The sequence below is a fragment of the Rhizobium sp. BG4 genome (genome assembly GCF_016864575.1).
Taxonomy (GTDB): Bacteria; Pseudomonadota; Alphaproteobacteria; order Rhizobiales; family Rhizobiaceae; genus Rhizobium.
The window spans coordinates 2,310,810-2,332,065 of record NZ_CP044125.1; the positions used below are offsets into that span (position 1 = coordinate 2,310,810).

Sequence of the window (21,256 nt, forward strand, 5' to 3'; positions counted from 1 at the left end):
GCCGCAGGATTTGCTGATATAGATCAGAAATCCATCAAAAAACCATCAGAACGGTAGCCATGGCCCATCCCTTTCTCGTCAAGGACATCGCCTTTCAGGCCGGTCTCAGCACAGCAACCGTCGACCGGGTACTGAATGGACGGGTCGGCGTGCGCCGCCAGACGGAGCAGCGGGTGAAGGCGGCGATTGCCGAGCTCGAGAAGCAGCAGGCCGGTGCCGAGGTGGCAGGACGAAAGCTGGCAATCGATATCGTCATGGAAACGCCGGTGCGGTTCAGCGATGCCGTCCGCGCCGCCTTCGAGGCCGAGGTCGCAACGCTGCTGCCGACCGTTTTCCGCTGCCGTTTCCATTTCGCTGAGGTGATGAAGCCCGCTGAGCTTGTGCAGCTGCTCGATCGCATCCGGCTGCGCGGCACGCATGGCATCGTCCTAAAGGCGCCGGATGTGCCGGAAGTGGTTGCCGCCGTCCGCCGTGCCGATGACGCCGGTATCCCCGTGGTAACGCTGGTGACCGATCTGCCGAACTCGCCGCGGGTCGCCTATACGGGTGCGGATAACAGGGCTGCGGGCGAGACCGCGGCCTATCTGATCGGTTCGGTCTTCGGCGGGACGCCGGGCAATGTGCTGGTTACCTTGTCGAGTGGGCGGTTCCGCGGCGAGGAGGAGCGGGAGATCGGTTTTCGCCGCGTGATCCGCGAACGTTACCCGGCTATCGGTATCACCGAGATCAGCGAAGGGCATGGCACGGATGCGGCAACGGGTTCGCTGGCCACCAGGGCGCTGGCATCGGATGCGACCATCGATGCCGTCTATTCGATCGGTGGCGGGAACCGCGCGGTGCTGGCGGCCTTCGAGGTGGCCGGACGGAAGCTGCGCGTCTTCGTGGCGCATGATCTCGATGCCGATAACCGGTCGCTGCTTGCATCCGGCAAGATCAATTTTGTGCTGCACCACGATCTGCGTAGCGATGCTCGCTCGGCGTTTCGCGCCATTCTCGATCGGTCGTCGAAGCCGGTGCGCAGCGGACATGGGCCGCTCTCCGCGGTCGAGATCGTCACGCCGTTCAACATGCCGTCCGCCGGCTGATCCGCGGCAGGCTTGTTTTTCTTCCGCAAAAGACGAAATCCGGATACTGGTTGGCTGAGACGGAGGTGGGCGGCATGGAATACAGCGACATCGGAACCATTGCGACCTGGTTGACGGAGCAGGGGCTCAAGGGCGCGACCGAGTCCGAGCTGCTCGACGGCTTCTGCATCGCCTGCCGCGAGAAGGGCCTGCAGATCGACCGCGGCATGGCGCTGATGGATACGCTGCATCCCGTTCACGAGGGGCGCGCCTTCCGCTTCGACAGCGAGCAGGAGGTCGAGTCCGAATTCGAATATGGCCCGACCGGCGAAGGCGAGGCGCTGGAGAGCTGGAAGCGCTCGGCCTTCTATTATCTCTGGGCCGGTACGGAAAATGAGGTCCGCCGCCGTCTCGGTTTTGGTGATCCCGCCGATTTCCAGATGCTCGAGAAGATGGCCGAGCTGGGCCATACCGACTATGTCGCGATGATCCACCGCTTCGAGAAGCAGGGCACGATCGGCGAGATGGATTGCTTCTTCTCGCATTTTTCGACACGCCATCCCGAAGGCTTTTCGGACCACGATCTCGTCATTCTGCGCAAGTTGGTGCCGGTGCTCGGTCTTGCCATCAAATGCATCGGGCTCGGCCGCATCGCCCGGACGATTGCCGAGGTCTATCTCGGTGAAGACGCAGCGCGGCAGGTGATGGAAGGCAAGATCAGCCGCGGCAAATCAGAACGGATTTCGGCGGCGCTGTGGTTCTCAGACCTCTTGAATTACACGAAGATTTCGGACAACGCCTCGCCCGAGGAAATCCTGCCCTTCCTCAACGAATATAGCGAAGTCGTCATTTCGGCGATCCATGAGGCGGGTGGCAACGTCTTGAAGCTGATCGGCGACGGCGTGCTGGCGATCTTCAAGGCGGATGATCCATCGGACGCCTGCTGTGCGGCGCTGGAGGCGGAGCGGCTATTGCGCGGCAAGCTCGCGACGCTGAACGCGGCGCGCCAGATCGATGGCCGCCCGACGACCGATGTCTATCTCGGCCTGCATATCGGCGATGTCTTCTACGGCAATATAGGCAGCCAGGAGCGGCTGGATTTCACCGTCATCGGTCCGGCGGTCAACGAAGTCAGCCGCATCGCATCAATGTGCCGGTCGGTGGATTTCAACGTGCTGATCTCCTCGGAATTCGCCGAGACCATTCCGCAGGCGGATCGCGACGTGCTTGCCTGCATCGGCCGCTACGCGCTGCGCGGCGTCAAGCGGGCGCAGGCGCTCTATACGCTGGAGACGGCGCGGCTTGGCGCCGATCTCTGAGCGGTCGCCATTCTGCCTATGCCTGCCCGCTTTTCCTTGGCATCGAGAGGGAACAATACGGTGCGGCGAATGGTTCGGTGTTCGTGATCATCGCATAGCAAGGCCATGGAAAATTCATCTGCATTGGCACTGACGCTTCTGTCGCTGTTCGGGACCTCCGTCTTTCTCATTCTCGCGATTACGGGGCTCGGAGGTTTCGGAGCGTTCTTCAGTCACCCGCCGCTGGTGGCGCTGACGGTGGTGACCATCGCGCTGGCGGTTGCGGCCGGTTTCAGCAAGGGCAATCTCAGTGGTGGCGAGCGGGAGGACAGATCGAACCGCTGGGTGCTTGTGGCATTTGCTATCCTCGGTTTTCTACTCGGCTACCTGCCTGCCTACACGGACAGGCTGGATTTCTGGACATTCGGCGGAGACGGCATGCGTTGGGCCGGCGTCATCATTTATGCCGCCGGCGGCTCGTTGCGGCTCTGGCCGGTCTTTGTGCTTGGCCGCAGGTTCAGCGGCCTTGTGGCAATCCAGCCAGGGCATGAACTGGTGACGGCAGGGCCTTACCGGTTTATCCGGCATCCGAGCTATGTCGGGCTGCTGGTCACATCGCTCGGCTGGGCGCTGGCCTTCCGTTCGATGGTTGGGGTGATCCTGGTGCTTGTGACACTATGGCCGGTGATCGCGCGGATCCGTGCGGAAGAAGCCTTTCTGAAATCGCAGTTCGGTGCAGAGTATGAAGCCTATCGCAGCCACACTTGGCGGCTCATCCCCGGCATCTACTGAAAAGGGCCGCTTTCGCGGCCCTTCCTGTCTTACCATTCGGCGAAGCTGCCATCTTCGTGGCGCCAGATCGGGTTGCGCCAGCGGTGGCCTTCCTTGGCGCGCTCGATGACATAGGCTTCGTCCACCTCGACGCCGAGGCCGGGGCCCTGGGGGATCGAGACGAAACCGTCGGCATACTGGAACACCTCCTTGTTGGAGATGTAGTCGAGGATATCGTTGCCCTTGTTGTAGTGAATGCCGAGGCTCTGTTCCTGGATGAAGGCGTTGTAGCTGATCGCGTCGACCTGCAGGCAGGCGGCAAGCGCGATCGGGCCAAGCGGGCAATGCGGAGCCAACGCCACGTCATAGGCTTCCGCCATCGACGCGATCTTGCGGCATTCGGTGATGCCACCGGCATGGCTAAGATCCGGCTGGATGATGTCGACATAGCCGTCAGCCAGGACCGACTTGAAGTCCCAGCGCGAATAGAGCCGCTCGCCAAGCGCGATCGGCGTCGAGCAATGATTGGCGATTTCCTTCAGCGTCTCGCGGTTCTCGGAGAGGACAGGCTCCTCGATGAACATCAGCTTGTAGGGCTCGAGTTCCTTGGCGAGCACCTTGGCCATCGGCTTGTGGACGCGGCCATGGAAATCGACGCCGATGCCGATATGCGGGCCGATTGCCTCGCGGATCGTGGCGATGGTCTCGACCGCCTTGTCGATCTTCTCGTTGGTATCGACGATCTGCATTTCCTCGCAGCCGTTGAGCTTGATCGCCTTGAAGCCGCGGGCGACGACTTCCTTGGCGTTGCGGGCGACATCGGAAGGGCGGTCGCCGCCGATCCAGCTGTAAACCTTGATACGGTCACGCACCTGGCCGCCGAGCAGCGAGTGGATCGGCTGGCCGAGCGCCTTGCCCTTGATGTCCCAGAGCGCCTGGTCGATGCCCGACAGAGCCGACATGTGGATGGCGCCGCCGCGATAGAAGCCGCCGCGATACATCACCGTCCAGTGGTCCTCGATCAGGAAGGGATCCTTGCCGATCAGGTAGTCGGCGAGCTCATGGACGGCGGCCTCGACGGTCAGCGCACGGCCCTCGACGACAGGCTCGCCCCAGCCGACCACGCCCTCATCCGTTTCGATCTTCAGAAACAGCCAGCGCGGCGGAACGATGTAGGTCGTGAGCTTGGTGATCTTCATGGAATGGGGCTTTCGCTATTGTCGTGTTGCGTCTGCGGCGGTGCCGCCTGTCTGTCTATTTGGTCCGGCCGATCGCCTTTTCGGCAGCTGCGAGGTCGCGCACGGCAAGGTCCAGCATGCGGTTGGCGCATTCGCGGGCCTTGGCGCGGTTGCGCAGCCGCAGCGCCTCGACGAGCTCGCCGTGGACGGCGACGGCATCCTCGCGGCTCTCGACGGCGATGTTCGAGGCGTGGAGCGCATATTTGAGCGCAGCATGGATGGCGCTCAGCAGCCGGCGGAAGACCTGATTGTGGCTCGCCTTCAGCAGCACCGCATGGAACATCACGTCGGCATCGGTGAAGGCTTCGGGATCGCCGGCGGAATCGCGCATCTGGCGCCAGGCGCTGTCGAGATCGGCGATCTCCTGGGTGGAGGCGCGCTCGGCGGCATATTCGGCAGCAGCAGGTTCGATCGTGCGGCGCGCCTCGAGGATGCAGCCGAGCAGATCGAAGTCTTTGATATAGGGGCCCATCCATTCGAGCACTTCGGCATCGAGGATGTTCCAGTCGTCGCGGTCGCAGACCGAGGTACCGATCCGCGGCTTGCCGCGCACCAGGCCCTTCGATTCCAGGACCTTCAGGGACTCGCGGATAACGGTGCGGCTGACACCGTAAATCTCGCAGAGATCGTTCTCGCGCGGCAACGGTGAGCCGGCCGGATAGCGCTCCGAGAAGATGTCTTCGGCAATGGCCGCCGTTACGCTTTTGCGCACGCGCGGACGGCTTCCCGTGCGTGGATTTGCATCCCCACTCTGCCGCTCGATGGAATCCAAAATGAACCTCTCCGCTTTCTCTGCCCGCGAAGCAAACCGAACCCTCTTAGCTGAATTCGATTGCCTTTGCGACGCCTCCTCCTGGCAGGCTTGATATTATCTTATTATTCCAATCATCATACAAAGGCAATTGACTGGTATGATGATTTAACTTAATTCTAGCGCACTGCCTGGGAGGCAGATGCTCATTTTTGAGAGTTAGGGAGAGAGACATGCGCTTGTTCAAAGCAGCCATCCTGGCTGGCACGTTTGCCATTCTGGCCGCCGGCTCCGCCTTCGCCGAGGACGTCAAGATCGGCTTCATCGTCAAGCAGCCGGAAGAGCCGTGGTTCCAGGACGAATGGAAGTTCGCCGACCAGGCCGCCAAGGAAAAGGGTTTCACCCTTGTGAAGATCGGTGCTGAGGACGGCGAAAAGGTTCAGTCGGCGATCGACAATCTCGGCGCCCAGGGCGCGCAGGGCTTCATCGTCTGCACGCCGGACGTCAAGCTCGGCCCCGGCATTGTCGCCAAGGCTGCTGCCAACCAGCTGAAGCTGATGACCGTCGACGACCGTCTCGTCGATGCCGAAGGCAAGCCGCTGGAAGAGGTTCCGCATATGGGCATCTCCGCCACCAAGATCGGCGAAACGGTCGGCCAGGCGCTTGTCGACGAAATCAAGAAGCGTGGGTGGGACATGAAGAATGTCGGCGCCATCCGCATTTCCTATGATCAGCTTCCGACCGCCGTCGACCGCGTCGAAGGCGCGATCTCCGTGCTGAAGGCTGCCGGTTTCCCTGCCGAGAACATCTATGACGCGCCGCAGGCGAAGACCGATACGGAAGCGGCCCTCAACGCTGCGACCACAGTTCTCAACAAGCATGCCGACGTAAAATATTGGGTTGCCTTCGGTCTCAACGACGAAGCCGTTCTCGGCGCCGTCCGCGCCTCGGAATCGGTCGGCATCGCCGCCGACAACATGATTGGCGTTGGCATCGGTGGCGCAGACTCGGCGATCAACGAGTTCAAGAAGCCTTCGGCTACCGGCTTCTTCGGCACCGTCATCATCTCGCCGAAGCGTCACGGCTACGAAACCGCGCTCAACATGTACGACTGGATCGCCAACGACAAGGAGCCGGCAAAGCTGACGCTGACCTCCGGCTCGCTGGCGCTGCGCGGCGACTATGAAAAGGTTCGCAAGGACCTCGGCATCCAGTAATCATCCTCCCAAGGTGATTTCACCCCGGCGGCCTTGAAAGCCGCCGGGCTCTTTCTCCATGGAGCTGGCATGGCTTTCCTCGAATTCAACAACATCTCCAAAGGCTATCCCGGGGTCCGGGCGCTTTCCAATGTCTCCTTCGACGTTGAGAAGGGTGCCGTCCACGGGCTGATGGGCGAGAACGGCGCGGGCAAGTCGACGCTGATCCGCGTGCTCTCCGGCGACCAGTCCGCCGACGAGGGTAGCATCGTCATCGATGGCGAGGAGCAGAAATATGGTTCGGTGCGCGATGCCTTCCATGCCGGCGTCATCGTCATCCACCAGGAACTGCAGCTGGTTCCGGAACTGACCGTTGCCGAAAATCTCTGGCTCGGCCGCTTCCCCGCCAAGGGCGGCGTCATCAACAGCAAGACGCTGATCGAAACCGTTCGCGCCAAGCTCGAGGAAATCGGCATCGATGTCGATCCGTCGGCCAAGGTCGCGACGCTGTCGATCGGCGCGCGGCAGATGGTCGAGATCGCCAAGGCCGTCATGCTCGATGCGCGGGTCATCGCGCTCGATGAGCCGACGTCGTCGCTGTCGTCGCGGGAGAGCGAAATCCTCTTCTCGCTGATCGAGAAGCTGAAGGCGAACGGCACCGTCATCCTCTATGTCTCGCATCGCCTGGACGAAATCTTCCGGCTTTGCGACAGCCTCACCGTTCTTCGCGACGGCAAGCTTGCGGCGCATCATCCCAAGGTCGCCGATACCACGCGCGACCAGATCATCGCCGAAATGGTCGGGCGCGAGATCAGCAATATCTGGGGCTGGCGCGAGCGGCCGGTCGGCGGTGTCAGGCTGGAGGTGAAGACCCTCTCCGGCTCGAAGCTGCGCAATCCGATCAGCTTCTCTGTCCGTCAGGGCGAAATTCTGGGTTTCTTCGGCCTGATCGGTGCCGGGCGCAGCGAGATGGCCCGATTGCTCTATGGAGCGGATCATCGCCATCAGGGTACGGTCGAGATCGACGGCGTCGCCGTCTCTCCCGACAATCCGAAGGCGGCGATCAATGCCGGCATGGTGCTCTGCCCCGAAGACCGCAAGTTCGACGGCATCATTCAGGGGCGGTCGATCGAGGAGAATATCGCGATCTCGTCGCGCCGCCATTTCTCGCCCTTCGGCATTCTGAACCCGAAGAAGGAAGCCTCGGTCGCCGACCAGTTCATCGCCAAGCTTCGGGTTCGCACGCCCTCGCGCAAACAGGACATCATCAATCTCTCCGGCGGCAACCAGCAGAAGGTCATTCTCGGCCGCTGGCTTTCGGAGCAGGGCGTCAAGGTGCTCGTCATCGACGAGCCGACGCGTGGCATCGATGTCGGCGCCAAGTCGGAGATCTACGAGATCCTCTATGAGCTCGCGGCAGGGGGGATGGCGATCGTCGTCATTTCCAGCGAACTGCCCGAGGTGATGGGCATTTCCGATCGCATCATGGTCATGTGCCAGGGCCGCGTCGCCGCCAATGTGGCGCGCGCCGATTTCGACGAACGCAGCATTCTGACCGCGGCTCTGCCCGACAAGAATGCCGCCGGCACACTCTAATTCAGGAACGGTAGTGATGAACTCGTTGAAAAAAATCCTTCTCGGCGAACAGGGCCTCGTGGTGATCTTCGCGATCGCCTTCGTCATCGTCTCGCTGACCGTTCCGAGCTTCCTGACGGAACGCAACATGCTGGGCCTGCTGCAGTCGGTGGTGACGATCGGCATCGTCGCCTGCACGATGATGTTCTGCCTGGCATCGCGCGACTTCGACCTCTCGGTCGGCTCGACCGTCGCCTTCTCCGGCATGATCGCCGTCATGGTGTCGAACTCGACGGGTTCGATCCCGCTCGGCCTGCTGGCAGCGCTGATCTGCGGCAGCATCGTCGGCGTCGTCAATGGCGTGGTCATCGCCAAGTTCCGTATCAACGCGCTGATCACGACGCTGGCGACCATGCAGATCGTTCGCGGCCTGGCGCTGATCGCGTCCGACGGCCGCGCCGTCGGCATCAACGATCCGGCTTTCTATCAGCTGGCCCTGTCGCGCATCCTGACGGTGCCGACGCCGATCTGGATCATGATCGCACTGTTCATCGTCTTCGGCTTCGTGCTGAACCGCACGGTCTTCGGCAAGAACACGCTGGCGATCGGCGGCAATCCGGAGGCGTCGCGTCTGGCCGGCGTCAATGTCGTCAACATGCGGATCTGGATCTTTGCGCTGCAGGGGCTTGTCTGCGCCATCGCCGGTATCCTGCTTGCCTCGCGCATCACGTCGGGCCAGCCAAATGCGGCGACCGGCCTCGAACTCTCGGTCATTTCGGCCTGCGTTCTCGGCGGTGTGTCGCTGGCCGGCGGGCGCGCGGCGATGACCGGCGTCATCGTCGGCGTTCTGATCATGGGCATTGCCGAGAACGTCATGAACCTGCTGAACATCCAGGCCTTCTACCAATATGTCGTGCGCGGCCTGATCCTGCTGATCGCGGTGCTGCTCGACAATCTCCGCTCTTCGGCGGCGGGCCGGCGCGGGTGAGCGGGGTCGCGGCCATGGACGAGATCAGGATCGCCGATGGCGGTCTCGAAATCTCCGTGTCCCGGCAGGGCGGCGCGATACGCAGCGCCACATTCCACGGCCGCGCCGTCCTGCAACCGAGGGGCGGACCGGATGGCGGCATGGCGAGCTTTCCGCTGGTGCCTTTCGGCAATCGCGTCGAATACAACGTGATGACCGTTCAGGGACGCGACTATTCGTTCCAGCCGAATACGGATGATCCGCTTCACCTGCATGGCGATGGGTGGCTTGGGCTCTGGAATGTCCAAGCGCAGGACGAGCGATCGCTAACGCTGAGCTACGAGCACGAGGCGGGGCGCGTCTCGCCCTATCGCTACTCGGCATCGCAGGGCTTTTCGGTTTCTGACTGCCGTTTTGAGAATGTCCTGTCCGTCACCAATCGCGGTGACACGTCGATGCCCTTCGGGCTCGGCTTTCATCCGTTCTTTCCGCTGACGCCGAACGTGACGCTGCTTGCTCCGGCATCACGGCTCTGGACGGAGCGGCAGGGCTATCTGCCGGATGCGCCGGTTGCCATTCCCGAAGAGCTCGACTTCTCGACCCCGCGACCGGTTCCCGATCGATGGATCAACAATGCCTTCGAAGGTTGGAGTGGTGCGGCTTCCATCCGGTGGCCGGAGCTTGATCTCGTCGCTAAAATCGAGATGGACGGGATCTTTGGAAACTACATGATCTATACGCCCGGGAATGCGGACTTCTTCTGCTTCGAGCCGATGAGCCACTTGCCGAACGGCCATCATATGCGGGATTTTGGCGGGCTGGTCTTGCTGGCGCCGGGCGAGAGCCTTGCGGGGCGAATGACGATCAGCCTTTCGGCTGCAGGAATTTGAGGAGAGAGCTTTGGTAGGACGTCTGGCAGGCAAGCGCGTGTTCATCACCGGCGCGGCACAGGGCATCGGGCTGGCAATCGCCGAGGCTTTCGTTCGCGAAGCGGCTGCCGTCTTCCTTATCGATATGGATGGCGCCCTTCTTGCGGCTGAGGCTGAAAGGCTTCGGACACAAGGCGCGATTGTCGCCCATATGACAGCCGATATTACCAACGCGAAGGCGATTGGCGAAGCCGTGGCTCAAGCCGAACGCGAGATCGGGCGGATCAATGCGCTGGTCAACAATGCCGGTGTCAACGTCTTTGCCGAGCCGCTGGAAACCAGCGACGAAGAATGGAACCGCTGCTTCGATATCAATCTGAAGGGCGCCTGGAACTGCTCGAAGGCCGTTCTGCCGGGGCTGATCGGGGAGGGGGGCGGCGTCATCCTGAATATCGCTTCGACCCATGCCTTCACGATCATTCCACATACCTTTCCCTATCCGCTCGCCAAGCATGCGCTTCTCGGGATGACCAAGTCGCTCGGCCTCGAATATGCGCCGAAGAATGTTCGCGTGAATGCGCTGGCACCCGGCTATGTCGCGACACAGAAGGTCATCGACTACTGGAACGGTTTTGCCGATCCGGAAGCGGCGAGGGCCGAGACGATGAAGCTGCATCCCGGCGGGCGGATCGCAACACCGCAGGAAATCGCCATGGCGGCTGTGTTCATGATCTCCGACGAGTGCCCGTTCATGAACGCGACCTGCCTGACTGTCGACGGCGGCCTCAGCGTCCAGCAGCATCCCGCCTGAATGATTTTCGTATAGCTGTGTTCAACACGCGATAGAGCCTTATATTGCCGGGCAGGAAGGTTTCGCCTTCCCAGGGTGGCGGCGTTGACCGCCTTAAGCTTCAATCGCAACGGAGGACGGCATGCAGATCAATCGTACAGCTTCAGCCCAATGGTCCGGCGGGCTCAAGGACGGCAAGGGCAAGATTTCGACGCAGAGCGGCGCGCTCAAGGAGCAGCCCTATGGCTTCGCGACCCGCTTCGAAGGCGTTCCCGGCACCAACCCGGAAGAGCTGATCGGCGCGGCCCATGCGGGATGCTTCACCATGGCGCTGTCGCTGATCCTCGGCGAAGCCGGGCTGACGGCGGAAAGCATGGAAACCACGGCAAAGGTGACACTCGAAAGCGTCGAGGGTGGCTTTGCGATCACCGCGATCCATCTGGCTCTCACCGGCAAGGTGCCCGGTGCCGACCAGGCGAAATTCACCGAGCTTGCCAACAAGGCAAAGGCCGGTTGCCCGGTCTCCAAGGCGCTGTCGGCGGTTCCGATCACGCTCGACGTCACGCTCTCCTGACCGCTTCAAAACCGCCTGTTGAATGCCGCGCGCCTTTGGCCGCGGCATTTTTGTATTCGCCAATTCGGTTGACATCTGACGGATGATATCTTACGACTGACGAAATTCGAAAATCGTCAGTCGTAAGTGAGGCCGCCGAAAGCATGGTTGAAACCGCCGAAAACGTATTGGACAGCACCCGCCAGGAGAATGTCACCCGCATTCTCGACTCGGCCGAAAAGCTGTTCCGGCACTACGGATATGCCAAGACGACGGTTGCCGATGTGGCGCGCGATCTCGGTATGTCGCCGGCCAATATCTATCGCTTCTTTGCCTCCAAGGTGGAGATCCACCAGGCGATCTGCGGCCGCATGCTGGCTGCCAGTTACAAGCAGGCCTACGACGTCTGCCACATGCCGGTCAGCGCTTCCGAGCGGCTGCGGCTCTTCGTACATGGCCAGTATCAGATGACCGTGGACACCATGCTCGACCGTGAAAAGGTTCACGAGATGGTCATCGTTGCGATCGAGCGCGATTGGCATGTCATCGACAAGCATATCGACAGCATTCAAGCGTTGACCGCCGACGTGATCCGCGAGGGGATTGCCGCCGGTGAGTTTGCCGAACAGGACGCGGATGCGGCTTCGCGTTGTTTCGGTGCGGCGACGGTGACCCTGTGTCACCCGCAGATCGTGGCCCAGTGTCTTGCAAAGACCAATCGGGCGACGATCGACGAACTCGTCGAATTCTCTCTGAAAGCACTGAAATAACAGGCGGCTCGGCCGTCTGAGAACATCAAAAAAGATTGGGAGTGCGAACATGATTTCGCAAGAAAGCCGCCGCGTGCCGTCCATCCTCAGCATTGCGCTCGTTGGCGCGGTCGGCTTCGGGCTTGCCGCCTGCAGTGACGAGAAGAAAGCCGAGGCTCCGGAGATCATCCGTCCGGTCAAGGTCGTCGAGATCGCTAAGGCCGGTGACACGCGGGTCCTCGATTATTCCGGCGCCGTCAAGGCGCGCACCGAGATGAACCTCGGCTTCCGCGTTGCCGGCAAGATCACCGAGCGCCGCGTCAATATCGGCGACAGGGTGAAGCCCGGCGATATCCTCGCCACCATCGATTCCACCGATTACGAACTTGCCGTGAAGAGCGCCGAGGCCAATCTGGCCGCCGCCGAAAAGGGTGTGCAGACGGCCGATCTCGCCAACAAGCGTGCCGAGCAGCTGTTCGACAAGAGCGTCGCCTCCAAATCCCAGCTGGAACAGGCTTCGCTGAGCTACGATCAGTCGGTTTCGACGCGCGATGCCGCGCTCTCCTCTCTCGATCAGGCCAAGAACCAGGTCAGCTATTCGCAGCTGAAGGCCGACCAGAACGGTATCGTGACCACGATCAACGCCGATACCGGCCAGGTGGTCTCGGCCGGTACGCCTGTTGTCACCGTCGCGGTCGATGGCGAGAAGGAAGTGCAGATCGCGGTGCCGGAGAACGACATCGCCGAATTCAAGCCGGGCAAGAAGGTCAAGGCGAGCTTCTGGTCCGATGACAAGCTGGTTCTCCAGGGCAAGGTTCGCGAAGTCTCGGGCGCTGCCGATCCGCAGTCACGCACCTTCTCGGTCCGCGTCAGCCTGCCGAACGATCCCCGTGTGCTCCTGGGCATGACAGCGACTGTCGAAGCCAACGTCACCAATGCCAATCCATACGTCGCCGTGCCGCTCAGCGCGCTGGCCGAGAAGGAAGGCAAGAAAATCGTCTGGATTGTCGACCGCCAGGCGGCGACGGTTCATGCCCGCGAGATCAAGGTTGCCGATTTCACCGGTGACGGCGTCAACGTCACGGAAGGCCTTTCGACCGGCGACATCGTCGTTGCGGCCGGCACGCAGTTCATGAGCGAAAACCTCAAGGTCAAGCTGCCGGAATTGCAGGCCGCCTCGGCCGATGTGACGAGCTCCGTCGAGTAAAGCGCCGGGAGAGGGATCAAGGTCATGGACAACAACACCACCGAGAAGCGCCCGTTCAACCTGTCGCGCTGGGCAATAGGCCATCCGAGCATCGCCCGCTTCCTCTTCGGCCTCATCCTGATCACCGGCGTGCTCGGGCTGATGCGCATGGGCCAGAAGGAAGACCCGGATTTCACATTCCGCGTCATGGTCGTCCAAGCCGTCTGGCCGGGCGCCTCCATTCAGGAAATGGAAGACCAGGTCACCAACAAGATCGAGCGCAAGCTGCAGGAAACGCCACACCTCGACTGGGTGAAGTCCTATACCCGCGCCGGCAGCTCGATCATCACCGTGCAGGTGAAGGGCGATACCAACGCGGCTGACGTTGCCGACGCCTTCTACCAGGTGCGCAAGAAAGTCGGCGATATCTCCAGCGAGCTGCCGGAGGGTCTGCTCGGGCCTTATTTCAACGACGAATTCGGCGATACCTTTATCACGCTGCATTCGATCAGCGGCGACGGCTATTCCTATCCGGAGCTGAAGAAATTCGCGATCCAGGCGCGTGACATGCTGCTGACGACGCCGGGCGTCGAGAAGGCGGTTATTATCGGCGACCAGCCGGAGAAGATCTATATCGACGTGTCCTCCAAGGCGCTGGCCGAGCGCGGCCTGACGGTCGTCGACCTGCAGAACGCCATCAAGGGCCAGAACAGCGTCGATCCCGCCGGTTCCGTCGATACCGGTCTGCGGTCTGTGCGGATTTCCGTCGAGGGCGATGTGCGCAAGCTGGACGATATCCGCGAGCTGCGACTGCGCTCCGGCAATCAGGTGACCCGCCTTGGCGATATCGCCACCGTCTATTCCGGCCTCGAAGATCCCTACCAGCGCAAGTACCGTTTCAACGGTCACGAAAGCGTCCAGGTCGGCGTCGTCATGGCCAAGGGCTTCAAGGTCACCGATGTCGGCAAGGATGTCGAAGCGACCTATGAGCGCTTCGAGAAGTCGCTGCCTTACGGCGTGGCTGTCGACCAGATTTCCAACCAGCCAGATGTCGTGACCGATGCGATCAGCGAGTTCATGCATGCGCTCGGCGAGGCCCTGGTCATCGTTCTCATTGTCTCGTTCTTGTCGATCGGCTGGCGGTCGGGTCTGGTGATTGCGATCGCCATTCCCCTGGTGCTCGCCGCGACATTCGCGATCATGTACGAACTCGGCATCGATCTGCAGCGTATCTCGCTCGGCGCGCTGATCATTGCGCTCGGCCTTCTGGTCGATGACGCCATGATCGTGGTCGAGATGATGGAGCGAAAGCTCGAAGAGGGGCTCGTCAAGATCGAGGCGGCAAGCTTTGCCTATTCGTCGACCGCCTTCCCGATGCTGACCGGCACGCTGATCACCACGGCGGGGTTCATCCCCGTCGGCTTCGCGGCCTCGACGGCCGGTGAGTATGTGCGCTCGCTGTTCTATGTCGTCGGCATCGCTCTCATCGTTTCGTGGTTCGTCGCGGTCTATTTCACGCCGTGGCTCGGCTACATGATCCTGAAGCAGCGCCACCATGCGGGTGAGCATCACGATGTTTTCGATACCCGCTTCTATCGCGGCCTGCGCAACAGCGTCGGCTGGGCGGTGCGCCATCGCGCGATCGTGCTCTTGATCACTGTCGGTGCCTTCGTCACCAGCCTCTGGAGCTTCCAGTTCATTCCGCAGAACTTCTTCCCGCAGTCCTCGCGGCCGGAAATCCTGGTCGATCTCTGGCTGCCAGAGGGTACCAGCATCAAGGATGTCGAGACCAAGGCGAAAGCCCTCGAAGCCAAGATGATGGCGGACCCGGACAAGAAGTTCATCGCCACCTATATCGGCGAGGGCGCGCCGCGCTTCTTCCTGCCGCTCGACCAGCAGCTTGCCAATCCGAACTTTGCCCAGCTGCTGATCATGGCGAATGACGAGCCGGCCCGTGAGCGGCTGATCACCAAGCTGCGCACCATCCTGGCCGAAGACTTCCCGGATATCCGTGGCAAGGTCGATCGCCTGTTCCTGGGGCCGCCGACCGGCTGGCCCGTGCAGATGCGCGTCATGGGTCCGGATCGCCAGGAAGTGCGGCGGATTGCCGATCAGGTGAAGGCGAAGTTTGCCGAGAACCCTGAGCTTGGCGCCATCCACGACGACTGGCTCGAGCCGGTGCCGGCCATGAAGCTGGTCATCGACCAGGATCGTGCCCGCTCGCTCGGCGTCACCTCGCAGCGCGTGCGCCAGATGCTGCAGACGGCAATGTCCGGTGCGCCACTCGACGATTTCCGCGATGGCGAGGAGACGGTTTCGATCGTTGCCCGTGAGCCGGAAACAAGCCGCTCGCTGCTGTCGGCCGTGAACTCGGTCTATGTGCCGACGGATTTCGGTGGCTTCGTGCCGGTCTCGCAGATCGCCAAGGTCGTTCCGGTCATGGAGCAGGGGATCGAATGGCGCCGCAACCGTCTGCCGACGATCACCGTCCGCGCCACGTTGCCCGACGGCGTACAGCCGAACGACGTGGCGATGAAGATGTATGCCGACATGAAGGGCCTGCGCGACAGCCTTCCCGCCGGCTATCAGGTTCAGATCCAGGGCGGCGCGGAAGATGCGGCCGAGAGCCAGGATTCGATTGCCGCCAAGGCGCCGATCATGCTCGTCGTGATCATGATCCTGCTGATGGCGCAGCTGCAGCACTTCGGCAAGGCGATGCTGGTCTTTGCGACCGGTCCGCTCGGCATCATCGGCGCGGCAAGCGCGCTGCTGATCAGCGGTGCCCCCTTCGGCTTCGTGGCGATCCTCGGCGTCATCGCGCTGCTTGGCATCATCATCCGCAACTCGATCATCCTCGTCGACCAGATCGATCAGGATATCAAGGCGGGGATGCATCGTCAGGAGGCGATCGTCGGCGCAGCCGTGCGCCGTTTCCGGCCGATCATGCTGACGGCGCTGACGGCCGTGCTGGCGCTGATCCCGATTTCGCGCGGCGTGTTCTGGGGTCCGCTTGCCTATGCGATGATGGGAGGCATTCTGGTTGCTACCCTGCTGACGATCTTCGTTCTGCCCGCAGGCTACGCACTGTTCTTCGGCCGTGAGCCGCAGGACGCGACGAGCGGGCAAGCCAGCGCCGACCAGGAAGACGCGGATGAGCATCATCCGCCGGCGATGGCTGCTGAGTGAAGGTGGCGCGGCTTCGGCCGCGCCATTTTCGCTTTTTACTTTAGACGGCTTCGGCCTTCAGGCCGAGAATGGCTGCACCGATCAGGCCGGGTTCGACGCGGCATTCGCTGCGAACCACCAACGGGCGGTCGAACTTGCGCAGGATCCGTTGCCGGACTGCCTTGTCGAGCTCGGCAAGCAGCTGCTCGACATTCGACAGGCCACCGCCAACCGGCACTATGGTCGCGCCGGTGATGTTGACGGTCAGGGCGAGCGGCGAGGCCACGAGATCGATATAGACGTCGATCGTGCGCGTCGCTTTCTCATCGCCCTGCTGCCATTGCGCGATAATCTCCTCGCTGGAGAAATCGAGGTCATGCAGCGTCTTGTGCAGGCGCTCTAGGCCGCGGGCGCCGCCGACGGTGTCGACGCAGCCCTTCTGGCCGCAGCCGCAGGGATAGGCCGGGATTTTGGCAGGCGGGTTTCCGGCTTCCGAGGCGATGATCGGGCCGTGGCCCCATTCACCGGCAAAGCCGCCTGAGGCGTTGATCAACCGGCCATCGGAGACAAGGCCGCCACCGACGCCGGTGCCGAGGATGGCGCCGAGAACGATGCGGTGGCCGCGGCCAGCGCCGAGTTCGGCTTCGGCCATGGCAAAGCAATCCGCATCATTGGCGATCAGCACCGGCAGGCCGAGTTCGGCCTGAAGATCGGCAGCAAGATCGCGGCCGTGGATGCAGGGAATGTTGGCGCAGGTCAGGCGCTGGGTATCGGGATCGACAACGCCGGCGATCGACAGTGCGACGCGCGTGGGCTTTTCGCCGCTTTCGGTGATGAAACTGCGAATGGTTTCGACGAAGGCCGCAAAGTCATCCTTCGGGGTCGGCTTGCGGCCCATGGGAGTGATGTCCGCTTCCGAGCGGGCGATGCCGCCCTTGATGGCCGAGCCGCCGATATCGAAGGAAATGATCATGTCTTGCCGCCTCGCGATTACTGGCGTCTGCTCGCACCGTTTGCGGTGATTTGCAAGTCCTATGCGGGCAGCGTGATCCGCGCTTCGAAGCCGGATCGGCTGCCGCTCGCGGGCGAGATCAGCTCCAGCGTACCGCCCATCTGCGTAGTGATGCGGTCGGCGATCGCCAGACCAAGGCCGGAGCCCGGCGCGTTGGTCGCGCCGCGGCGGAAGCGGCGCTTCAGATTTGCAAGATCGGCTGCGGCGATGACGGAGCTGTCGTTGACGACCCGGATCGTCCCATTGCCATCGATCGAGACCTCCACCGGCTGTTCGGGATCGCCATGAGAGAGCGCGTTCTCGACGAGATTGCGGATGACGATGCCGAAGGCGTCGATATCGGCATTGCGCACCATGGCAGCACCGGGCTCTGCCTGATAGGCGACGCGGCCTTCGGTGCGGCTGTCGCGGGCGTAGTCGACCATCAGCATGTCGAGGATCGCCTTGAGATCGGATGGTGTGTCGCTTCGGCCGATGCCGGCCTCGGCACGGGAGAGCTGCAGCAGCTTCTCGGCAAGGCGGCCGAGATTGGCAAGCGATGCTTCTACCTGCTGCGCCCGCTGGCGGACGGGGCCTGCAGGCAGCTCCTGCGCAAGGCGCTGTGTCTGCGCCAGCGCACCGGCGATCGGGGTGCGCAGCTCGTGGGCGCTGTTGGCGGTGAATTCGCGCTCAGCTTCGAGGGCTGCGCGCAGCCGGGCAAGCAGCAGGTTGACGGAACGGGCGATCGGCTTGATCTCGCGCGGTAGGCGGCCGCTTTCGATCGGCGCCATGTTGCCGCCGTCCTTGGTGGCAATGTCCTGCCGCAGCGTCTCGATCGGTTTCAGCGCGCGGCCGACCACGAACCAGACGGCGAAGATGCTGGCGGGGATCAGGACGATCAGCGGCCAGAGAAGCGTCGCGGCACTTTCGCGCACGGCTTCGCGGCGATTGCCGAAGCGGTCGGCGACCTGCATGAACAGCGTGCCATCCGCCGTCGCCTCGGTGTAGATGCGGTGCGATTGCGTGTCGTGGAAGCCTTGGGTAAGCGGCGCGCTGAAGGGCTCGGACGGCGCGTCGTTGGAGCGCAGCACGACCTTTCCGGTCTTGTTGCGCAGCTGATAGGTCAGGTATTCGCGGCTGGCGGCCGTGTTCAGCATGGCGATGCTGCGCGGGTCGCTGACGGTCCGTTCGCCGAGATCGTCGACGATCAGCGCCAGCAGGCGCTGCGTCGTTTCTTCCTGCGCGCTATCGAAAATCTCCGAGAACTCGTGCTGCATGACGCGGATGCTGAGGCCGATGGCGATTAGCCAGAAGAGCACGAGGATGCTCGTCAGCGCCAGGATCAGCGGCCGGGTGATGCTCGGTTCACGTCTCATGCTTCGCCCAGTGTGTAACCGATGCCGCGGGCGGTACGGATGCGGTCCTTGCCGATCTTCTTGCGCAGGCGGCTGACATAGACCTCGACCGTATTGCTCTCGATCTCCGACCCGAAGGCATAGAGCGCCTCCTCGATCCGGTCCTTGGGAACGATGGCGCCCGGCCTTGCGATCAGAAGATCGAGAACTGCCCATTCACGGCTCGTCAGCACGATCGGCTCGCCGGCGACCGCAAGCTTGTGCTGCGGGCGGTCGATCTCGATGTCGGCGATCTTGATGATCGGGTGCGGGTTGGCGCCATAGCGGCGCGCAACCGCCATGATGCGGGCCTCCAGTTCGCCGAGATTGAAGGGTTTGACGAGATAGTCGTCGGCGCCGGCGTTCAGTCCTTCGATGCGGTCGGAAATCTGGTCCCGGGCGGTCAGGATGATGACGGGAACCGATGAGCCGCGGCCGCGGATCTCCTTGAGGAAGGCGATGCCGGTGCCGTCAGGCAGCTGCAGGTCGAGCAGAATCAGGCCGTAGTCGACGGATTTCGCCGCCACATGCGCGTCGGTGATGGTGCGCATCCAGTCGATCGCGTGACCGGCGGCGGCCACATGGTCGCGCACCGCTTCGCCGATCATTCCGTCGTCTTCAACCAGCAAAATCCGCACGCAAATTTCTCCTTGGCGAATGAGTAACGCCCGGTCGCGGCACGGGTCAAGCGGGGCGTGACGGCGAAAAATGGCCTTGCAATGGCCGTGATCGCGAACCCCTGCCGTCATGATGGCGGCACATTCAACAGAGAAGCTTCATATTTGGATGGTATCAGTAAGCCGAAATCGAGAAGCTGGGGTTTTATGACGATCGATAGCATGGACATGGCGCGGGGGCGCCTGCCGCGTAATCCACGTCCGCGGGCGCGCCGCCTGTCGGCAATTCTGAGGCAGATGGCGAACGACCGTTCGCGCGAACGCATCTCCATCCGGGATATTTTCGAGACCATGGGTGACCGGGCAATCGGCGCTCTGATGCTGGTCTTCGCATTGCCCAATCTCGTGCCGACACCGCCGGGAACCTCGGCAATCCTTGGCGCACCGCTGCTCTTTCTTGCCGGACAGCTGACATTTGGCCTAAAGCCCTGGCTGCCGAAGGTGATTGCCGACCGTTCGATGCGGCGGGAGGATTTCGAGGCGATCATTTCGCGAATCCATCGCTGGCTGGCCTTTGCCGAGCGGATGCTGAAACCGCGGCTTTCCGTGCTGGTCGAGCCTCCGGCGGAATATGTCGCGGGCTTCCTCTGTCTTGTCATGGCGATCATTCTGACGCTGCCGATCCCACTCGGGAACATGCTGCCGGCGCTGGCGATCTGCCTGTTCTCCTTCGGCATTCTCGGGCGTGACGGGCTGTTTGTGATCCTCGGCGTGATTGCCACGGCGCTGTCGGCGACGATTGTCGGCGGCATGGTCTACGGGATCGTCAAGGCGGCGGCTTTCGTTATCGCGAACTGGTTTGCATGACGGCCCAGACAACGAAATCTGTCACGCATTTCTTCAACGCACTCGACATTTGCCCATTTTTGTTTTGATCTGGCGCATTAGAGATTCATGGTCATTTCACCCGGTAAAGCACCGGCTTATTTTGCGCGGTAGAAGCTAGATGGCAAAGAGAACCGATACTCCTGGACGGCTGGACGACGCGGCGCGGGCGGGTTGGCTCTATTACGTTGCCGGCCGTACGCAGGACGAGATCGCCTCCACCATGGGGATTTCGCGCCAGTCGGCGCAGCGGCTGGTTTCGCTTGCCGTTGCCGAAAAGCTGATCAAGGTGCGGCTCGACCATCCGATTGCCGCCTGCCTCGAACTCGGCAACCAGCTGCGCAAGAAATTCGACCTGCGCTATGTCGAGGTCGTGCCCAGCGATCCGGGCTCTTCATCGACGACGATCGGCATTGCCGAGGCGGCGGCGGCGGAGATCGAGCGTTGGCTGAAGCGGCCGGAGCCGATCGTGCTTGCCGTCGGCACCGGACGTACGCTGAAGGCCGCGGTCGATCAGCTGCCGCTGCTCGAATGTCCCGATCACCGCATCGTCTCGCTGACCGGCAACATCACGCCCGACGGGTCGGCCGCCTATTACAACGTCATCTTCAGCATGGCCGATGCCGTCAAGGCGCGGCATTTCCCGATGCCGCTGCCGGTTCTCGTCACCTCTTCGGAAGAGCGAGAGATGCTGCACAGCCAGCAGCTGGTGCGCTCGACGCTAGAGATCAGCTCGCAGTCGGATGTCACCTTCGTCGGTATCGGCGAGCTCGGCATCGACGGCCCGCTCTGCGTTGACGGTTTCCTCGAGAAGGACGAGATGATGGAGCTGATGCGCAACGGCGCCGTCGGCGAGATCTGCGGCTGGATTTTCGACGGTGACGGCAAGCTTCTTGATAACCCGATCAACGAGCGGGTGGCGTCTGCGCCGATCCCGCCGCGCGAGTCTTCGACGGTGATTGGAATCGCCAAGGGCAAGCGTAAATTCAAGGCGATACGGGCGGCGATCGTTGGTCGGCAGATCAATGCTTTGATCACCGATGAGGCAACTGCCGAGTTTTTGCTCACAGGTTGAGCAAAAATTATTTTGTTTTAAATCATATAGTTAAGCGTGCCGTTCGCTGATGCAGCAACGAATGCGGATTGACATTTTGTAATGTTTTGTGAGTAATTGCCCATGAGCAAAGCGAATGCTCA

The 21,256-nt window shown here is 62.1% G+C and carries 19 protein-coding genes; 14 read left to right on the forward strand and 5 right to left on the reverse strand.

From position 1 onward, the window contains the following. The first annotated feature begins 59 nt into the window (after positions 1-59). The 3 genes from F2982_RS11845 to F2982_RS11855 all read left to right on the forward strand — a co-directional run bounded on the left by F2982_RS11845 (position 60) and on the right by F2982_RS11855 (position 3,154). Positions 60-1,085 carry a LacI family DNA-binding transcriptional regulator gene (locus tag F2982_RS11845; RefSeq protein WP_203427937.1) on the forward strand — a complete coding sequence of 342 codons (1,026 nt, stop codon included), beginning with the start codon at positions 60-62 and terminating at the stop codon, positions 1,083-1,085. 74 nt (positions 1,086-1,159) lie between these two features. Beyond that, positions 1,160-2,383, forward strand: a complete 1,224-nt coding sequence (locus tag F2982_RS11850) for an adenylate/guanylate cyclase domain-containing protein (RefSeq protein WP_130282321.1) — start codon at positions 1,160-1,162, stop codon at positions 2,381-2,383. 123 nt (positions 2,384-2,506) lie between these two features. Further along, positions 2,507-3,154 (forward strand): isoprenylcysteine carboxylmethyltransferase family protein, encoded by a 648-nt coding sequence (locus F2982_RS11855; RefSeq protein WP_348652505.1) that lies wholly within the window; start codon positions 2,507-2,509, stop codon positions 3,152-3,154. Positions 3,155-3,183: 29 nt separating this feature from the next. Here F2982_RS11855 and dgoD read toward each other — a convergent pair whose 3' ends face one another. Together dgoD and F2982_RS11865 are read right to left on the reverse strand one after the other, a co-directional pair. Next, positions 3,184-4,332 carry a galactonate dehydratase gene (gene dgoD / locus F2982_RS11860; protein WP_112719817.1) on the reverse strand — a complete coding sequence of 383 codons (1,149 nt, stop codon included), beginning with the start codon at positions 4,330-4,332 and terminating at the stop codon, positions 3,184-3,186. Positions 4,333-4,387: 55 nt separating this feature from the next. Continuing rightward, positions 4,388-5,143 carry a FadR/GntR family transcriptional regulator gene (locus F2982_RS11865; protein WP_112719816.1) on the reverse strand — a complete coding sequence of 252 codons (756 nt, stop codon included), beginning with the start codon at positions 5,141-5,143 and terminating at the stop codon, positions 4,388-4,390. Between the two features lie 212 nt (positions 5,144-5,355). Here F2982_RS11865 and F2982_RS11870 point away from each other — a divergent pair, with 212 nt between their 5' ends. From F2982_RS11870 to F2982_RS11910, 9 genes are all read left to right on the forward strand, one after another. Beyond that, positions 5,356-6,339, forward strand: a complete 984-nt coding sequence (locus F2982_RS11870) for an arabinose ABC transporter substrate-binding protein (protein WP_203427939.1) — start codon at positions 5,356-5,358, stop codon at positions 6,337-6,339. 69 nt (positions 6,340-6,408) lie between these two features. Next, positions 6,409-7,914 carry an L-arabinose ABC transporter ATP-binding protein AraG gene (araG, locus tag F2982_RS11875; RefSeq protein ID WP_203427940.1) on the forward strand — a complete coding sequence of 502 codons (1,506 nt, stop codon included), beginning with the start codon at positions 6,409-6,411 and terminating at the stop codon, positions 7,912-7,914. Between the two features lie 16 nt (positions 7,915-7,930). After that, complete coding sequence (araH, locus tag F2982_RS11880; protein WP_203427941.1) at positions 7,931-8,881, forward strand: L-arabinose ABC transporter permease AraH; 951 nt, start codon at positions 7,931-7,933, stop codon at positions 8,879-8,881. A gap of 14 nt (positions 8,882-8,895) precedes the next feature. Further along, positions 8,896-9,750, forward strand: a complete 855-nt coding sequence (locus tag F2982_RS11885; protein ID WP_203427942.1) for an aldose 1-epimerase — start codon at positions 8,896-8,898, stop codon at positions 9,748-9,750. A 10-nt stretch (positions 9,751-9,760) separates the two neighbouring features. Further along, a complete protein-coding gene (locus tag F2982_RS11890) occupies positions 9,761-10,540 on the forward strand; it encodes an SDR family oxidoreductase (RefSeq protein WP_203427943.1) in 780 nt (259 codons plus the stop codon). A 121-nt stretch (positions 10,541-10,661) separates the two neighbouring features. Next, positions 10,662-11,093: an OsmC family protein gene (locus tag F2982_RS11895; protein ID WP_112719810.1), complete on the forward strand. Its 432-nt coding sequence runs from the start codon at positions 10,662-10,664 to the stop codon at positions 11,091-11,093. A gap of 143 nt (positions 11,094-11,236) precedes the next feature. Then, positions 11,237-11,842 (forward strand): TetR family transcriptional regulator, encoded by a 606-nt coding sequence (locus F2982_RS11900; protein ID WP_130282311.1) that lies wholly within the window; start codon positions 11,237-11,239, stop codon positions 11,840-11,842. Positions 11,843-11,891: 49 nt separating this feature from the next. Next, complete coding sequence (locus F2982_RS11905) at positions 11,892-13,028, forward strand: efflux RND transporter periplasmic adaptor subunit (protein ID WP_203427944.1); 1,137 nt, start codon at positions 11,892-11,894, stop codon at positions 13,026-13,028. A gap of 24 nt (positions 13,029-13,052) precedes the next feature. Then, positions 13,053-16,193 (forward strand): efflux RND transporter permease subunit, encoded by a 3,141-nt coding sequence (locus tag F2982_RS11910; RefSeq protein ID WP_203427945.1) that lies wholly within the window; start codon positions 13,053-13,055, stop codon positions 16,191-16,193. Positions 16,194-16,233: 40 nt separating this feature from the next. On the opposite strand, the gene F2982_RS11915 is transcribed toward F2982_RS11910, so the two are convergent. Genes F2982_RS11915 through F2982_RS11925 form a run of 3 tightly spaced genes read right to left on the reverse strand, consistent with a single transcriptional unit; the run spans position 16,234 to position 19,195 of the window. Then, a complete protein-coding gene (locus F2982_RS11915; protein ID WP_203427946.1) occupies positions 16,234-17,145 on the reverse strand; it encodes an ROK family protein in 912 nt (303 codons plus the stop codon). 59 nt (positions 17,146-17,204) lie between these two features. Continuing rightward, a complete protein-coding gene (locus F2982_RS11920) occupies positions 17,205-18,539 on the reverse strand; it encodes an ATP-binding protein (protein ID WP_203427947.1) in 1,335 nt (444 codons plus the stop codon). Further along, on the reverse strand, positions 18,536-19,195 hold the full coding sequence (locus F2982_RS11925; RefSeq protein WP_130282305.1) for a response regulator: 660 nt from the start codon (positions 19,193-19,195) through the stop codon (positions 18,536-18,538). The genes F2982_RS11920 and F2982_RS11925 overlap by 4 nt, the downstream gene beginning before the upstream one ends. Before the next feature lie 267 nt (positions 19,196-19,462). Here F2982_RS11925 and F2982_RS11930 point away from each other — a divergent pair, with 267 nt between their 5' ends. Both F2982_RS11930 and F2982_RS11935 read left to right on the forward strand, forming a co-directional pair. Next, a complete protein-coding gene (locus F2982_RS11930) occupies positions 19,463-20,041 on the forward strand; it encodes an exopolysaccharide biosynthesis protein (RefSeq protein ID WP_246777553.1) in 579 nt (192 codons plus the stop codon). A gap of 139 nt (positions 20,042-20,180) precedes the next feature. Beyond that, positions 20,181-21,134 carry a sugar-binding transcriptional regulator gene (locus tag F2982_RS11935; protein WP_130282301.1) on the forward strand — a complete coding sequence of 318 codons (954 nt, stop codon included), beginning with the start codon at positions 20,181-20,183 and terminating at the stop codon, positions 21,132-21,134. The last annotated feature ends 122 nt before the right edge of the window (positions 21,135-21,256 follow it).

Excerpts from the sequence above, each read along its gene's own strand:
- F2982_RS11900 (WP_130282311.1), top strand. The coding sequence starts at position 11,237 with ATGGTTGAAACCGCCGAAAACGTATTGGACAGCACCCGCCAGGAGAAT.
- F2982_RS11870 (WP_203427939.1), top strand. The coding sequence starts at position 5,356 with ATGCGCTTGTTCAAAGCAGCCATCCTGGCTGGCACGTTTGCCATTCTG.
- F2982_RS11850 (WP_130282321.1), top strand. The coding sequence starts at position 1,160 with ATGGAATACAGCGACATCGGAACCATTGCGACCTGGTTGACGGAGCAG.
- F2982_RS11905 (WP_203427944.1), top strand. The coding sequence starts at position 11,892 with ATGATTTCGCAAGAAAGCCGCCGCGTGCCGTCCATCCTCAGCATTGCG.
- F2982_RS11915 (WP_203427946.1), bottom strand. The coding sequence starts at position 17,145 with ATGATCATTTCCTTCGATATCGGCGGCTCGGCCATCAAGGGCGGCATC.
- F2982_RS11895 (WP_112719810.1), top strand. The coding sequence starts at position 10,662 with ATGCAGATCAATCGTACAGCTTCAGCCCAATGGTCCGGCGGGCTCAAG.
- dgoD (WP_112719817.1), bottom strand. The coding sequence starts at position 4,332 with ATGAAGATCACCAAGCTCACGACCTACATCGTTCCGCCGCGCTGGCTG.
- F2982_RS11920 (WP_203427947.1), bottom strand. The coding sequence starts at position 18,539 with ATGAGACGTGAACCGAGCATCACCCGGCCGCTGATCCTGGCGCTGACG.
- F2982_RS11845 (WP_203427937.1), top strand. The coding sequence starts at position 60 with ATGGCCCATCCCTTTCTCGTCAAGGACATCGCCTTTCAGGCCGGTCTC.
- F2982_RS11910 (WP_203427945.1), top strand. The coding sequence starts at position 13,053 with ATGGACAACAACACCACCGAGAAGCGCCCGTTCAACCTGTCGCGCTGG.
- F2982_RS11885 (WP_203427942.1), top strand. The coding sequence starts at position 8,896 with ATGGACGAGATCAGGATCGCCGATGGCGGTCTCGAAATCTCCGTGTCC.
- araH (WP_203427941.1), top strand. The coding sequence starts at position 7,931 with ATGAACTCGTTGAAAAAAATCCTTCTCGGCGAACAGGGCCTCGTGGTG.
- araG (WP_203427940.1), top strand. The coding sequence starts at position 6,409 with ATGGCTTTCCTCGAATTCAACAACATCTCCAAAGGCTATCCCGGGGTC.
- F2982_RS11935 (WP_130282301.1), top strand. The coding sequence starts at position 20,181 with ATGGCAAAGAGAACCGATACTCCTGGACGGCTGGACGACGCGGCGCGG.